Origin of the sequence: Paractinoplanes rishiriensis (assembly GCF_016862375.1) — a bacterium.
Taxonomy (GTDB): domain Bacteria; phylum Actinomycetota; class Actinomycetes; order Mycobacteriales; family Micromonosporaceae; genus Actinoplanes; species Actinoplanes rishiriensis.
This window is the reverse complement of record NZ_BOMV01000069.1, coordinates 154,622-168,733: the sequence shown is the minus strand read 5'-3', so window position 1 is coordinate 168,733 and position 14,112 is coordinate 154,622. Positions and strand designations below refer to the sequence as shown.

At 69.2% G+C, this 14,112-nt stretch carries 14 protein-coding genes; 7 read left to right on the top strand and 7 right to left on the bottom strand.

Annotation, left to right across the window (positions count from 1 at the left end):
* Positions 1 to 41 precede the first annotated feature (41 nt).
* Entirely contained in the window at positions 42 to 1,487 is a 1,446-nt protein-coding gene (locus tag Ari01nite_RS32845) for an NAD(P)H-quinone dehydrogenase (protein WP_203786116.1), read from the top strand.
* Here Ari01nite_RS32845 and Ari01nite_RS32840 read toward each other — a convergent pair.
* Complete coding sequence (locus Ari01nite_RS32840; protein WP_203786115.1) at positions 1,417 to 2,175, bottom strand: DedA family protein; 759 nt, start codon at positions 2,173 to 2,175, stop codon at positions 1,417 to 1,419. The genes Ari01nite_RS32845 and Ari01nite_RS32840 overlap by 71 nt on opposite strands.
* A 378-nt stretch (positions 2,176 to 2,553) precedes the next feature.
* Here Ari01nite_RS32840 and Ari01nite_RS32835 point away from each other — a divergent pair, with 378 nt between their 5' ends.
* From Ari01nite_RS32835 to Ari01nite_RS32825, 3 genes are all read left to right on the top strand, one after another.
* On the top strand, positions 2,554 to 4,143 hold the full coding sequence (locus Ari01nite_RS32835; RefSeq protein WP_203786114.1) for a circularly permuted type 2 ATP-grasp protein: 1,590 nt from the start codon (positions 2,554 to 2,556) through the stop codon (positions 4,141 to 4,143).
* A complete protein-coding gene (locus tag Ari01nite_RS32830) occupies positions 4,137 to 5,075 on the top strand; it encodes an alpha-E domain-containing protein (protein ID WP_203786113.1) in 939 nt (312 codons plus the stop codon). The genes Ari01nite_RS32835 and Ari01nite_RS32830 overlap by 7 nt, the downstream gene beginning before the upstream one ends.
* A 67-nt stretch (positions 5,076 to 5,142) precedes the next feature.
* The gene (locus Ari01nite_RS32825; RefSeq protein ID WP_239163229.1) at positions 5,143 to 6,006 is read left to right on the top strand and encodes a transglutaminase family protein; all 864 of its coding nucleotides are present in this window, start codon (positions 5,143 to 5,145) and stop codon (positions 6,004 to 6,006) included.
* A 17-nt stretch (positions 6,007 to 6,023) separates the two neighbouring features.
* On the opposite strand, the gene Ari01nite_RS32820 is transcribed toward Ari01nite_RS32825, so the two are convergent.
* Positions 6,024 to 7,775 (bottom strand): acetyl/propionyl/methylcrotonyl-CoA carboxylase subunit alpha, encoded by a 1,752-nt coding sequence (locus Ari01nite_RS32820; protein WP_203786112.1) that lies wholly within the window; start codon positions 7,773 to 7,775, stop codon positions 6,024 to 6,026.
* A gap of 35 nt (positions 7,776 to 7,810) precedes the next feature.
* Here Ari01nite_RS32820 and Ari01nite_RS32815 point away from each other — a divergent pair, with 35 nt between their 5' ends.
* Genes Ari01nite_RS32815 through Ari01nite_RS32805 form a run of 3 tightly spaced genes read left to right on the top strand, consistent with a single transcriptional unit; the run spans position 7,811 to position 10,095 of the window.
* Positions 7,811 to 8,362 (top strand): PadR family transcriptional regulator, encoded by a 552-nt coding sequence (locus tag Ari01nite_RS32815; RefSeq protein ID WP_239163228.1) that lies wholly within the window; start codon positions 7,811 to 7,813, stop codon positions 8,360 to 8,362.
* A gap of 29 nt (positions 8,363 to 8,391) precedes the next feature.
* The gene (locus Ari01nite_RS32810) at positions 8,392 to 9,336 is read left to right on the top strand and encodes an ATP-binding cassette domain-containing protein (protein WP_203786111.1); all 945 of its coding nucleotides are present in this window, start codon (positions 8,392 to 8,394) and stop codon (positions 9,334 to 9,336) included.
* Between the two features lie 3 nt (positions 9,337 to 9,339).
* Positions 9,340 to 10,095: an ABC transporter permease gene (locus Ari01nite_RS32805; protein WP_203786110.1), complete on the top strand. Its 756-nt coding sequence runs from the start codon at positions 9,340 to 9,342 to the stop codon at positions 10,093 to 10,095.
* A 30-nt stretch (positions 10,096 to 10,125) separates the two neighbouring features.
* Here the strand turns inward: Ari01nite_RS32805 and Ari01nite_RS32800 are convergent, their stop codons facing one another.
* The 5 genes from Ari01nite_RS32800 to Ari01nite_RS32780 form a co-directional block, all read right to left on the bottom strand.
* Positions 10,126 to 10,764, bottom strand: a complete 639-nt coding sequence (locus Ari01nite_RS32800; protein ID WP_203786109.1) for a Maf family protein — start codon at positions 10,762 to 10,764, stop codon at positions 10,126 to 10,128.
* 68 nt (positions 10,765 to 10,832) lie between these two features.
* Positions 10,833 to 11,969, bottom strand: coding sequence for a S8 family serine peptidase (locus Ari01nite_RS51030; RefSeq protein ID WP_203786108.1), 1,137 nt, complete (start codon positions 11,967 to 11,969; stop codon positions 10,833 to 10,835).
* Entirely contained in the window at positions 11,966 to 13,330 is a 1,365-nt protein-coding gene (locus Ari01nite_RS32790) for a flagellar export protein FliJ (RefSeq protein ID WP_203786107.1), read from the bottom strand. Before Ari01nite_RS32790 ends, Ari01nite_RS51030 begins: the two co-directional genes overlap by 4 nt.
* Positions 13,330 to 13,758, bottom strand: a complete 429-nt coding sequence (locus Ari01nite_RS32785; RefSeq protein WP_203786106.1) for a hypothetical protein — start codon at positions 13,756 to 13,758, stop codon at positions 13,330 to 13,332. Before Ari01nite_RS32785 ends, Ari01nite_RS32790 begins: the two co-directional genes overlap by 1 nt.
* A 151-nt stretch (positions 13,759 to 13,909) precedes the next feature.
* Complete coding sequence (locus tag Ari01nite_RS32780) at positions 13,910 to 14,107, bottom strand: acyl-CoA carboxylase subunit epsilon (protein WP_203786105.1); 198 nt, start codon at positions 14,105 to 14,107, stop codon at positions 13,910 to 13,912.
* Positions 14,108 to 14,112: the final 5 nt, after the last annotated feature.

Below are 14,112 nucleotides of genomic sequence, written 5' to 3'. Positions count from 1 at the left end.
CCAGTGCGTGTCGGCACAAGAACCACAGGAGGCGGAGCGTCGTGAGCCGGATCGTGATCATCGGTGGGGGCCCGGGCGGGTATGAGGCGGCGCTGGTCGCCGCACAACTCGACGCGGACGTCACCCTCGTCGAGGCGGAGGGACCCGGCGGCGCCTGCGTGCTCACCGACTGCGTGCCGTCCAAGACTTTCATCGCCAGTTCCGAGGTGATGACCGGTTATCGGCACAATGAGCGGTTCGGTATCCGGTCGGCCGGTCTCGAGGGTGTCTCGGTCGACGCGGTGGCGGTCAACTCCCGGGTCAAGAAGCTGGCCCTGGCCCAGTCGGCCGACATCCAGGCCAAGCTGGTCAAGGCCGGCGTCGACGTGGTGCAGGGCCGGGCGCAGCTGGGCGAGGACACGCTCGGTCACACCCATCAGGTGCTGATCACCCCAGACAAAAGGGAGACTTCAGTCCGGTCTAGGGCGATGGCGGGGCGGTCGGACGGGCAGGCGTACGCGGTGGACGCGTCGATGGTGCTGCTGGCCACCGGCGCCACCCCGCGGGTGCTGGCCAGCGCCCGGCCGGACGGCGAGCGGGTGCTCGACTGGCGCCAGGTCTACGACCTCACCGAACTGCCCGAGCACCTGGTGGTGGTCGGTTCCGGCGTGACCGGCGCCGAGTTCGCCAGCGCCTATCTGGCGATGGGTGCCAAGGTGACCCTGGTCTCCAGCCGCGAGCGGGTCATGCCGCACGAGGACGCCGACGCCGCGATGGCCATCGAGCGGGTGTTCCGCGAGCGCGGCATGACGATCCTCAACCAGTCCCGGGCCGAGTCGGTGGTCAACACCGGCTCCGGCGTGCTGGTCACGCTCGCCGACGGGAGAACCGTGGCGGGCTCGCACGCGCTAATGGCGGTCGGCGCCATCCCCAACACGGCCGAACTGGGCCTGCGCGAGTACGGCGTCGACGTCGCGGACGGCGGCTACGTGACCGTCGACCGGGTGTCGCGCACCAACGTGCCGGGCATCTACGCGGCCGGCGACTGCACCGGCGTCCTGCCGCTGGCCAGCGTGGCCGCCATGCAGGGCCGGATCGCGATCTGGCACGCGATGGGCGAGGCGGTGGCCCCGCTGCGGCTGCGCACCGTGTCGGCCAACGTCTTCACCGACCCCGAGTTGGCCACCGTCGGCGTCTCGCAGAACGACGTGGACGCCGGCCGGGTGCAGGCCCGTCAGGTGATGCTGCCGCTCAGCGGAAACGCCCGGGCCAAGATGGCCGATCTGCACGACGGTTTCGTCAAGCTGTTCTGCCGGCCGGCCACCGCGCAGATCATCGGCGGCGTGGTGGTGGCGCCCAAGGCGAGCGAGCTGATCCTGCCGATCACCATGGCGATCGAGAACAACCTGACCGTGGACCAGCTGGCCCACACCATCACTATCTACCCGTCATTGTCCGGGTCGATCGCCGAGGCGGCGCGTCAGCTGATGCAGCACGAGCTGCAGTGACGTCGGCGGCGCCGGCCGACCGGGCGGCGGCCGCGACCGCGTTCCCGTCCGCCGGCTTGCCGCCGAACAGGGCGAGGATCCAGCCGGCGGTGCCGAAGACCAGGGCCGCGGTGGCGGCGATCGCGAACAGCCGCCACGCCGACTGGGTCACCGCGGTGCCGCCGACGTGACCGACCAGGCCGCCGTAGCTCGCCCAGCCGATCGCGGCGGCCCCGTCGTAGAGCAGGAAGAGTTTGATCGGGTAACCGGTGCGGCCGGCGTGGAAGCCGGCCGCCATCCGCCCGCCCGGCACGAATCGGCAGAGCAGCAGCACCAGGGGACCGGGCCGGCGCAGGCCGCGGGTGAAGCGGACCGCGGCGCGCCGGGTGCGGGACTCCGCGCGGTCGTCGTCGTTGCGCGGGGCGTACCGGTTGCGCAACTCGCCGAGCCGGCCGGTGAGCCAGCCGCGGCCGACGGTACCGGTGGAGCGGCCCAGCGCGAACGCGATCGAGTCGCCCAGCAGCATGCCGAACGCGCCGATCGCGATCACCAGCGCCAGGTTGAGGTTGCCGTAAACGGTCAGCGCCCCGGACGTGATCATGATGGCCTGGATCGGGATCACCGGGATCAGCGCGTCGACGGTGAGGAAGCCGAACAGCGCCAGATAGGCCCACACCGGGGTAGCCACCATGGTCAACAATTCGGTCATCAGATCGGCCACCTCACGGCGTCGGGCTCACCACATTGTCGACGGGCATACCTGAGAAAGTGCTGTGTTCAAGCATGCGCCCTGGCCAGGCCCCCTGGGCGGTGATGCCGGACACGGTATTGTCTCGGTCCCGGTCTTGGAAAGGGGTTTACCCGCGCCGGTTTTATTCCCATATTTCCCCACGCCTGGGCGAACCGATTTTTCGCGCAGGCGGCCTCGGCGTACCGTGAAGTTGCCGGAGACGCCGGGTCCCCCGTTCTCGGTGCTCCGGCCCGGGCCGTCGGTAGGTCCCGTACCGACGGCCCGCCCCCGGTGCCGGCCTGTTTCCTCTGTTACGCGTGTTACGCGCACGCAATGAGCCGTGCGTAGATTCACCGCATGGCGGATCTTTTCGAGGAGTACCGCCTCGGCCCCGGCTGGGACGAGATGTTCAGCGCCCTCGGCATGCCCCGCGAGAGCTACGAGGCGCTGCACGCCACCCTCCAGCCCCTGTCCAGCGCCGAGCTGGGCGTACGCGCCGAGGTGCTGGCCCGGGCGTTCCTCGATCAGGGCATCACGTTCGCCCTCAAGGGCGTCGAACGCCCGTTCCCGCTCGACATCGTCCCGCGGATCATCGCGGCCGCCGAGTGGCGCTCGGTCGAGCGCGGCGTGGCCCAGCGGATCCGGGCACTCGAGGCGTTCCTCGCCGACGTGTACGGCGCCGGTCAGGTGCTCGCCGACGGCGTGGTGCCCCGGCGGATCATCGCGACCAGCGCCCACTTCCTGCGCGCGGCGGCCGGCATCAACCCGCCCAACGGGGTCCGCATCCACGTCGCCGGCGTCGACCTGATCCGGGACGAGGAGGGCGCGTTCCGGGTCCTCGAGGACAACGTGCGCATCCCGTCCGGGGTGAGCTACGTCATGGAAAACCGGCGGGCCATGGCCCAGGTGCTGCCCGAGGTCTTCGCGTCCACCCGGATACTGCCGGTCGAGTCGTATCCCGCGATGCTGCTGCGGGCGCTGCGGGCGGCCGCGCCGGTCGGGGTGCCCGATCCCGCGGTGGTGGTGCTCAGCCCCGGCGTCTACAACTCGGCATACTTCGAGCACGCGCTGATCGCCCGGGAGATGGGCGTCGAGTTGGTCGAGGGGCGAGACCTGGTCTGCGTGGGCAACGACGTGGCGATGCGCACCACGGCCGGCGAGCAGCGGGTCGACGTGATCTACCGGCGGATCGACGACGACTTCCTCGATCCGGTGCACTTCCGGGCCGACTCGGTGATCGGGGTGGCGGGCCTGCTCAACGCGGCCCGGGCCGGTCGGGTCACGATCGCCAACGCGGTGGGCAACGGGGTGGCCGACGACAAGCTGCTGTACACGTACGTGCCCGACCTGATCCGGTATTACCTGAACGAGGAGCCGCTGCTCCCGAACGTCGACACCTACCGGCTGGACGAACCGGGGGTGCTCGACGAGGTGCTGCCGCAACTCGACCGGCTGGTCCTCAAGCCGGTCGACGGCGCGGGCGGCGCGGGCATCGTGATCGGCTCACAGGCAACTGAAAAAGACCTTTCAGACGTACGGGAAAAGGTCCTGGAAAATCCCCGAGGATGGATCGCGCAGCGCGAGGTCAAGCTCTCCATGGTCCCGACCCTGATCGGCAATCGGCTCCGCGGCCGGCATGTCGACCTGCGGCCGTTCGCGGTGAACGACGGCGACAAGATCTGGGTGTTGCCGGGCGGGCTGACCCGGGTGGCGCTGCCCGAGGGCGCGCTGGTCGTCAACTCGAGCCAGGGCGGCGGCTCCAAGGACACCTGGGTGCTGGCCGGCGCCGACGACGTGGTCCCGTTCGAGGTGCCGCACCTGCCGGCCGACCCGGCGCCGCTGCCGCCGGCCGCCAGCCCCGACCTGGGCCCGGGCGTATCCGGCACCGAGGAACAGCAACAGCAGCAGCAACAGGGCCGGCAACAACAGGGCAGGTGCACATGCTGAGCCGCATCGCCGAGTCGCTGTACTGGATCGGGCGGTACGTCGAGCGGGCCGAGGACACCGCCCGCATCCTCGACGTCCACCTCCAGCGGATGCTCGCCGACCCGTGGACCCACGAGGACGCGGCCTGCCACTCGCTGCTGGGGGTGATGGGCATGCCGACCGAGGACGGCCCGTTCACCTCGGCGCGGGTGGTCGGACTGCTCGGCCTTGACGACCGCAACCCGAGCTCGGTGGTCGGCTCGCTGGCCGCGGCCCGGGAAAACGCCCGCGGCGCCCGCGAGACCGTGTCGTCGGAGATGTGGGAGTGCCTCAACGCCACCTGGCACGGTCTGCCGAACGCCCGGCGCCGGGTCGAGCAGCAGGGCGTGCACGCGTTCTTCCGGTGGGTGCGGGAGCGCTGCGCGGTGATGGCCGGGCTCACCGACGCCACCATGAGCCGGGACGAGGGCTGGCTGTTCCTGGTGCTCGGCCGCAGCGTCGAGCGGGTCGACATGACCGCCCGGCTGCTGCGCACGCACGAGCGGGCCGGCGGCAGCATTCCATCCTGGATGACGCTGCTGCGGTCCAGCGGCGCCTGGGAGACGTTCCTGCGCACCTACCGGGGCGCGCTCGACGACCGGCACGCGGCCGAGTTCCTGCTGCTCGACCGGCTGTTCCCGCGCTCGGTGTTCGCGGCGCTGTCCACCGCCGAGGGCTGCCTGGCCGACCTGGAACCCGACCCGGGCCGGGCCGGGGTGGCCACCGACGCGCAGCGGATCGTCGGCCGGGCCCGCACCAACCTGGAGTTCCGCGGCGCCGACGAGATCATCGGCGATCTCTCCGCGGTGCTGTCCAGCCTGGAAAAGACCTGCTCGCAGGTGAATGACGCGGTGTCTCGGCGCTACTTCCGGCAGACGACGGCGGTCAACTGGGTGCGGGGGGCGGTCGCATGACCGCCTGCACCGAGCGGCATCCAGCCGCAGGCGAGGGCCAGAAGGGCATGCCTAAGGAGGACACAGCGTGAGCGTGGATTCCTGGCGTTTGCGGATCCAGCACAAGAGCGGTTTCGAGTACGCGGGGCAGGTGTCCTCGTCGTACAACGAAGCCCGGATGTGGCCCCGCAACGAGGCCCGGCAGGCGGTGCTCGACGCGCGGGTCGAGGTGTGGCCGCCGGCCCGCACCTACCGGTACGAGGACTACTGGGGCACCGTGGTCACCGCGTTCGACGTGCACGCCAAGCACGCGGAGCTGACGGTGACCGCGACGTCCACGGTGGAGACGCTGCCGCCTGGCGACCTGCTCGACGCCGGCGAGGGCTCCACCTGGGAGGCGCTGGAACGCGCGGAGAGCGTCGACCGCTGGTACGAGCTGCGGCTGCCGACCCAGCGCACCGGCCTCGACGAGGAACTGGCCGGCATCGTGGCCGACATCCGGGCGGCGCACGCCACTCCGCACGCGGCGGCGCTGGCGGTCTGCGAGTTCGTCCGCGGCGAGGTCACCTACCAGCCCGGTGCCACCGGCGTGCAGAGCGACGCGCTGCACGCGTGGGCCCAGCGCAAGGGCGTCTGCCAGGACATCAGCCACCTGACCGTGGGCATGCTGCGCGAGATGGGGCTGCCGGCGCGGTACGTCTCCGGCTATCTGCACCCGAAACCGTCGGCCGGGATCGGCGAGAGCGTGGTGGGCCAGAGTCACGCCTGGGTCGAGTGGTGGGTGGGCCGGTGGACGGCGTTCGACCCGACCAACGGCTGCCCGGTGGGCGAGCGGCACGTCGTGGTGGGACGCGGGCGGGAGTACGGTGACGTCCCGCCGCTCAAGGGTGTCTACGCCGGACCGAAGAGCACCGGGCAGGTCGTCGAGGTGACCATCACCCGGCTGCGCTGACCCGCCGGCCGGTCCCGTCAGTCGATCGAGCAGATCGCGGTGCCGGCGGTGACCGTGGTGCCGACCTCGATGGACAGTCCGGACACGGTGCCCGGCCGGTGCGCCTGCAGCGGCTGTTCCATCTTCATGGCCTCGACCACGACGATCGTGTCGCCCTCCTGCACCTCGTCGCCGTCGGACACCGCCACCTTCACGATCGTGCCCTGCATCGGCGCGGTCAGCGTGGCCGCGTTGCCGCCGCCGGACGCGCTCGCCGAAGCCGACGACCGGCGCGCGGCCGGACGGCTTGCGGCGGCGGGCTGACCCGTACCGGCCACCAGGTTTTTGGGGAGGCTCACCTCGAGTCGCTTGCCACCCACCTCGACCACGACGGTCTCGCGCTCGGCCGGCTCGCCGGCCGGGGCCGCCGCACCGAACGGCTCCACCCCGCCCGCCCACTCGGTCTCGATCCAGCGGGTGTGCACGGTGAACGGCTCGCCGGTGAACGCCGGGTCGCGCACCACAGCACGGTGGAACGGCAGCACGGTCGCGATGCCCTCGACCACGGTCTCGTCGAGCACCCGGCGGGACCGCTCCAGCGCCTCGGCCCGGGTCGCGCCGGTCACGATGATCTTGGCGAGCAGAGAGTCGAAGTTGCCGCCGATCACGCTGCCCGCCTCGACGCCCGCGTCCACCCGGACGCCCGGGCCGAGCGGCCAGGTCAGCGCCGTGACCGAGCCGGGGGCGGGCAGGAAGTTGCGGCCCGGATCCTCGCCGTTGATGCGGAACTCGAGGGCGTGCCCGCGCGGCGCCGGGTCGTCGGTCAGCGCCAGCACCGCGCCGTCGGCGATCCGGAACTGCTCGCGTACCAGATCAATGCCTGCGGTCTCCTCGCTCACCGGATGTTCCACCTGGAGCCGGGTGTTGACCTCGAGGAACGAGATGGTGCCGTCCTGGCCCACCAGGTATTCGACGGTGCCGGCGCCGTGGTATCCGGCCTCCCGGCAGATCGCCTTGGCGCTGGAGTGGATCTGTTCGCGCTGCGCGTCGGTGAGAAAGGGGGCCGGCGCCTCCTCGACCAGTTTCTGGTGGCGGCGCTGGAGCGAGCAGTCCCGGGTGCCGACCACCACCACGTTGCCGTGGGTGTCGGCCAGGACCTGCGCCTCGACGTGCCGGGGCTGGTCCAGGTAGCGCTCCACGAAGCACTCGCCGCGCCCGAACGCGGCCACCGCCTCCCGGGTTGCGCTCTCGAACAGCGCCGGGATCTCCTCGATCGTGCGGGCCACCTTGAGCCCCCGGCCGCCGCCGCCGAACGCCGCCTTGATCGCGACGGGCAGGCCGTGCTCGCGGGCGAACGCGACGATCTCATCGGGGCCGCTCACCGGTTCGGCGGTGCCGGCCACCAGCGGAGCGCCGGCCCGCTGGGCGATGTGCCGGGCGGTCACCTTGTCGCCGAGGTCGCGGATGGCCTGCGGGGCCGGCCCGATCCAGGTCAAGCCCGCGTCCTGCACGGCCCGGGCGAACTCGGCGTTCTCGGAGAGGAAGCCGTAACCCGGGTGCACGGCGTCGGCGCCGCTGCGGGCCGCGACGTCGAGCAGTTTGTCGATGCGCAGATACGTGTCGGCGGCCGTCTCCCCGCCCAGGGCGTACGCCTCGTCGGCGAGCCGGGCGGGTAGCCCGTCCCGGTCACTGTCGGCATAAACGGCGACGCTGGCCAGGCCGGAGTCCTGACAGGCCCGGATCACCCGGACCGCAATCTCGGCTCGATTCGCGATCAAAACCTTGCGCACGAATGAGAGCCTAGCGCCAGTATTACTCTTAAGTAGTGTCTGCGACCCGCATGATGATTCTCGGCCTGGTCCAGTGGATGCAGCCGGTGCACGGATACGACGTCCGCCGGGAGTTGCTGAGCTGGAGCGCCGACAAGTGGGCCAACGTGCAACCCGGATCGATCTATCACGCGTTGCGCAAGCTCTCCGAGGAGGGCCTGCTCCACGAGGTGGCCACCGAGCAGGTCGGTGGCCGGCCGGCCCGCACGTCGTACGAGATCACCGAGAAGGGCAAGGCCGAGTTCCAGTCGCTGCTGCGGGCCGGCTGGTGGAATCTGGCGCCCGGGCCCGACCCGTTCATGGCCGCGTTCTCGTTCCTGCCGGCGCTTGGCCAGGACGAGGCGGTGTCGGCGCTCCGCAACCGGGCGCTGCAACTGAGGGCCGGTGCGGCTCAGCTGACCGCGGCGACCACGGCGGACTGGGCGGACAACAAGCCGATCTATGTTTCCTGGCTGTGGGAGCGCAGCATTGCCATGGCCGAGGCCGAGATCGCGTGGTGCGAGAAGACGGCCGAGCGTCTGGAGGCTGGCTTAATCAAGTTTGACTAGTCAAACTTGACGGACGTAACATGCCCGGCATGATAGAGACTCGCGGACTACGCAAGTCGTTCACCTCACGCCAGGGGCGGGAGAAAAAGATCGTCGAGGCCGTACGCGGCGTCGACCTGGACGTGGCCGAGGGCGAGATCTTCGGCTTCCTCGGTCCCAACGGGGCCGGCAAGACCACCACGCTGCGGATGCTCGCCACGCTGATCGAGCCCGACGGCGGCACCGCGACCATCGCGGGCGCCGACCTGCTCACCGATCCCGGTGCCGTGCGGAGGCGGATCGGGTACGTGGCGCAGGGCGGCAGCACCTGGGACGACTCGACGGCCCGGGAGGAACTCGTCCTGCAGGCCCGGCTCTACGGCATCAGCAAGGCTTCCTCTATGGAACGGGCGGCCCGGGTGCTCGACGGCTTCCAGCTGAGCGAGTACGCGGACCGCAGGTGCAAGACCTACTCCGGTGGTCAGCGGCGCCGGGTCGACATCGCGCTCGGCATCATCCACGAACCCAAGGTCGTCTTTCTCGACGAGCCGACCACCGGCCTCGACCCGCAGAGTCGCGCGCACATGTGGGACGAGGTCCGCCGGCTGCGGGGCGAGGGCATGACCGTCTTCATCACGACCCACTACCTCGAGGAGGCCGACGCGCTCTGCGACCGGATCTCCATCATGGACCACGGCGAGATCGTCGCGTCCGGCACGCCAGCCGAACTCAAGCGCGAGATCAGCGGCGACGTGGTCCGGGTCGACCTGCCGGTGGATGCGGTGGCCGCGGCGACGCAGGCCCTCTCCTCCTACAAGATGGAGACGTACGACGACAACGTCCGCCTCTATGTCGACGACGGTGCCGTGGCCATTCCGCAGATCCTGCGCGCGCTGGACGCCGCCGGGGTGCCGCTGGGCGCGATCGAGTTGCACCGCCCCAGCCTCGACGACGTCTTCCTGACCAAGACCGGCCGATCCCTGCGGGAGGACTGAGCCATGAAACTCCTGCGTGACACGTCACTGATCCTGCAGCGACAGTTGCAGTTGCTGCTGCGCAATCCGGTGTGGATCCTGGTCGGCGTCTTCCAGCCGGTGATGTACCTGCTGCTGTTCGCCCCGCTGCTCAAACCCGCACTCCAGGTCAACTCCAACGCCGAGGCGTACGAGATCTTTGTGCCTGGTCTTTTGGTTTTGCTCGCCATCTTCGGCGGCCTGTTCCAGGGGTTCGGCCTGATCGCCGAGTTGCGGGCGGGCGTGATCGAGCGCTCCCGGGTGACTCCGGTGAGCCGCCTGGCGCTGCTGCTGGGCCGCTCGCTGCGCGACGTGGTGTCGCTGATCGCCCAGGCGGTCATCATCACGCTGCTGGCCCTGCTGTTCGACCTGCGCGTGTTCATCGGCTACCTGCTGCTGGCCTACCTGATGCTGGGGCTGATCTCGCTGATGACGTCGGCGGTCAGCTACGGCGTGGCGCTGAAGGTGCGCAGCGAGGACGCCCTGGCCCCGATGATGAACACGGTCGCCCAGCCGGTCCTGCTGCTCAGCGGCATCCTGCTGCCGATGACCTTCGCGCCCGGCTGGCTGCAGGGCATCGCCGACTGGAACCCGTTCTCCTGGGCGGTGAACGGCACCCGGTCCCTGTTCCGCGGCGACCTGGGCGCCCCCGAGGTCTGGCAGGGCCTGCTGATCATGACGGTCCTGGCGGTGCTGGCCGTGCTGTGGGCGGCGCGGGAGTTCGCCCGGAGCGTGCGGTAACCGGTTTTAGGACCGGTTTTCGGCGCGGGGTTAGGCCCGGTTTTCGGCCCGGTTTTCGGTCCGCCACAGGCTGGTGATCGAGACGTCCATCTCCATGAGCAGCCTGCGCAGCAGCGGCAGCGAAAGCCCGATGACGTTGCCCGGGTCTCCTTCGATGCGCTCGACGAATGCGCCCCCGCGTCCGTCGAGCGTGAAGGACCCGGCAACGTTCAGCGGCTCGTCGGTGGCGACGTAGGCTTCGATCTCCGCATCGGTGACGTCGGCAAAATGCACCACGGTCGTCCCGACGCTCTCCGCCTGCCGCCCGCTGACGAGGCCGGTCAGGTGGTGGCCGGTGTGCAGCACGCCGGAGCGCCCGCGCATCATGGCCCAGCGCTTGGCGGCTTCCTCGGCGTTGGCGGGCTTCCCGAAAACCTGCCCTTCGAAGGCCAGCACCGAGTCACACCCGAGCACCAGAATCCCGGGGTCGGCGGGCAACTCGGCGGCCACGGTGCGAGCCTTCATCCGAGCAAGAGCCAAGCAGAGCGTGTACGCGTCCGCCGCCTCCACCCCCGACTCATCCACCCCGCTGACCATGACCTCGGCATCAATCCCCGCCGACTTGAGCAGAGCCCGCCGAGCCGGACTGGCCGAGGCAAGGATCAACCGGTACGCGATGTCGTTCTGCACGCTTTCGAGGCTACAAGCCCAGGACCCCACAGAAGCACCACAGACCCGGTGTTTCCAGCCCCTTCTTCTCAGAGGCGCCGCCGCCGCCGGACAGCGAGGGCCGCAACGAGGCCACCGGCAACGACGAGGCCGGCTAGGCCACCGAGGACCAGGGGGGTGGCGCTGGAGGCGGGTTCGGCACCGTCGTCGGACGCGGTGGCGGAGGTGGGCGGGAGGGTGGCTGGTGCGGTGGTTGCGGCAGCACTGCTCGCGGCCGCAGATGTCGGGGTGCCGCCTGCGGGCGCGTCAGCGGTGAGCGCCTTGACGATATTCAGAAGCCCGAAGCCACACTCGTTGTCCCGCCCAGGCGGCCCGATGTCATCGGCTGTCGAGGTGATCCGCTCAATGACTTCAGGCCCAGAGAGATCCGGAAACTTAGCCCGCACAAGCGCCACAGCCCCAGAAACAATGGCCGTCGATTCTGATGTTCCGCTGACCGTTACGTATCGATCTTTGGGCTGGGCGCTGGTGATATCGACACCGGGTGCGCAAATCTGAACCTTGGGATCCTTTACGGAAATCGGAGAATACTTGCCGTTTCGACCGGTTGCGCCTACGGCGAGGACTCCGTCAAGAGCAGCCGGGAAGTTGATCACGGCATCCGATGAGGTATTTCCGGAGGCTGCGACTACGACCGCGTCGCCATCGAGGGCAGCGTCTACGGCATCCTGCAGGGCGAAGTCGGGCCCGGTTCCGGCGGAAACATTGATCACTTTCGCGTCATGGTCGGCGGCCCATTTGATTCCACTGGCCAGAGTGGTGGGCTGGATATCCTTGCCAACCTTCGAGATCCGCACAGGTAGTATTTTGGCGGATGGTGCTATTCCCTGGACTCCGCTATTTGTGGTTTTGCCGTGCGCGGCGATCAGGGAAGCCATATTAGTTCCGTGGCCGATGCTGTCGACCTTCCCGTTTCCGCTGCCTGCAATCTCGTCGGTTCCGTTGAGGAGATTCCGCCGCAAGTCCGGATGTGGATAGGTCCCAGAGTCGAGAACTGCGACGACAACTCCGGATCCGGTCGAAATCGGTCGAGTCTGTGCGATATTCAGGCTGCGCAGGTGCCATTGGCGGTCGCGGACACTATCTGCGAATGCGGGGCTTGCTGGGACTGAGACGGCCGCAATCGATAGAGCTGCGGCCGCACTCGCGATGCGACGAATTCTCAATGGAGTCCGATCGCCGGACCTGGATCGACGCGCTGCTCTCGCGGAGGCATTACCACGGGCGCGACGCCCTCCGCGGTCTCCCAGGGATTATCGGGGTCCCAATGAGAACCGTCCGCGTCTTCGCGTCGGCCCGAATTGCCACGACCGCCGGGGCCGTAAGCGCCACCTGCGTGTGGTGCGGCGAGGGACCCACCGGCACTGTTCCCGGGCCTGGCGCCTACGCCTTGACCCTCGCCGATCACTCCACCAACTGGATTGACCCGCGTGCTCCCCGGTCGTCCAGCGCCCGGATGGACGGGACCGATGGCCGGGGCGGCGCCTATGACGCCGCCGGGCGGCATAGGCCGAAGCATGTCCGGGCGGGCACCTGGACGGACAACACCATCACGCGGTGTGCCGAGGTTGCGACCTGAGCCTGGCCCAGTTGTCGGCACGACAGACTGGCCTCCGCCGGGGAGGAGAGGGTTGCTCGGGGGAAGTGCACCAGGAGACGGAAGAACGCCTGGGCCGGCGGGCGTCGGCAAAGCCGGGTTGATGGGGGTAGGCGGAGTCAGGCCCTGCGGAGTGGTACCGCCGAGAATCAGGCCCGGTTGCGTCGTCGCCGGAGGGGTGGGCACACTCGTCGCCGCAGGGAAAGTCGTTGAGGGCCTTGTGGATCCCGACCCCGATGAGTTGCTGCCACCGTAATTGGGTGTGATTGGCGGAATCGGCGGCGGGAAGTAGCCGCCATCGTCGCCGGTAGGCTGCTCGCCCTTGAGGTCACCCGGCTTTTGGTATGGGGCCGGCCTGGCAATGCGGGCCTGGGCCTGGGCCAAGTCGGTGCTTACGCCGTTGAGCATTGATGACGCCTGTAGTCGCAAGGCTTCCTGGCGGCCGGTGGCTACCGGTGGCTGCTCGCCGCCGCTTGGGCTCGGGCTTGGCGTCGGGGTGGGGTTGTTTTGTTGCTCCTGCTGTTTTGCGGCGAAGTTGGCCAGGAGGGTCTCGTTGTTTTTGTACTCCTGGTAGATCTTTTCCATCTGGACCTGGGCCTGGTAGATGGATCCGGTCGCTGAAACGACGGCGTCGTAGTTCTGGAGGGCGGCCTCGTAGGTTTCCGTCAGGCTGGCGATCATGACGTCCAGGCGGTCCAGGTATGCCGCCGAGGCCTGACTCCTGTCCGGAGGCCACGCGCTGGCCAGGTTGTCGCGGTAGTCCTGGACCTGGAAGCGGTGGGAGGAGATCAGTTCGGCGGACTTCTTCCAACCGTCGGCCAGGGTCCACTGCTTGTCGGTGTCGGCACTCTTGATCAGCTCGTACATCTTGTCGACGGTGAGCAACGCCCACGGGGTGCCGCCGCCTCCACCACCGCCTGCGTCCAGCATCAGACGTCTCCCTCGGTGGTCTGGCCGGTCGGCACGCCCACCTGGTCCAGTGCCTTGGTCACGTCGGTGACATTGGCGTGGGCGAAGGCGTCGGCGCCGCTGTACTTCTTGCTGATGTCCTGGGCTGCCGTCGCAAGGCCCTGCGTGCCGTTTGCGTAGTTGTACACGTTCTGGTGAGCGACGTTCTGGGCGTCGTGGTGGACGGTCAGGAACGACACGAGTTCGTAGAAGCCGCCGTCCGGCTCCGGGAGGCGGGTGGACATCGCGGTGGAGACGGTGGAGAGGTGAGGGGCGTAGTCGTCCTTCACGTTCGCGGAGAGTTTTGTGGCGAACTGCTCCATTGCCTGGATGTCGGCTTCGATCTGGCTGTAGTCGGTGTAGCCGTAGTCGCGCAGCCACGCGGGGCCGCGGTCCTCCTCCGGAATCATCCCTGCCTCCCCCGACAGAAACCTCGCCACCGGCAAGCGGACTACCGGTGAAGCATTGGTCAGCGTAGTCGGTCCCGGCCACCGGCGGAGAGCCCCGGTGCGTGCCTGTGGACAGTCGCAACGGGACCGAGATCGATCGACGGCGAGGAATCTATCGGGGGTGGGCGGAGTGGCGCCACGAGGCGGGGCGGGTGGACGGGCGGGCTGATCTTGCCCAGGCGGACACGGCCGGGCGGGGCGGTAGGGCATCCACCGAGGTGGATCGGGTCGCCACGACGGCGACCAGGGCGGCCAGCTCTACGTCGGTCAGGGTGCCGCGAACTACTCTGACCAGCGGTTCCTTATCCATCGACC

Excerpts from the sequence above, each read along its gene's own strand:
- Ari01nite_RS32790 (WP_203786107.1), bottom strand. The coding sequence starts at position 13,330 with ATGCTGGACGCAGGCGGTGGTGGAGGCGGCGGCACCCCGTGGGCGTTG.
- Ari01nite_RS32810 (WP_203786111.1), top strand. The coding sequence starts at position 8,392 with ATGATAGAGACTCGCGGACTACGCAAGTCGTTCACCTCACGCCAGGGG.
- Ari01nite_RS32805 (WP_203786110.1), top strand. The coding sequence starts at position 9,340 with ATGAAACTCCTGCGTGACACGTCACTGATCCTGCAGCGACAGTTGCAG.
- Ari01nite_RS32785 (WP_203786106.1), bottom strand. The coding sequence starts at position 13,758 with ATGATTCCGGAGGAGGACCGCGGCCCCGCGTGGCTGCGCGACTACGGC.
- Ari01nite_RS32780 (WP_203786105.1), bottom strand. The coding sequence starts at position 14,107 with ATGGATAAGGAACCGCTGGTCAGAGTAGTTCGCGGCACCCTGACCGAC.
- Ari01nite_RS32835 (WP_203786114.1), top strand. The coding sequence starts at position 2,554 with ATGGCGGATCTTTTCGAGGAGTACCGCCTCGGCCCCGGCTGGGACGAG.
- Ari01nite_RS32840 (WP_203786115.1), bottom strand. The coding sequence starts at position 2,175 with ATGACCGAATTGTTGACCATGGTGGCTACCCCGGTGTGGGCCTATCTG.
- Ari01nite_RS32830 (WP_203786113.1), top strand. The coding sequence starts at position 4,137 with ATGCTGAGCCGCATCGCCGAGTCGCTGTACTGGATCGGGCGGTACGTC.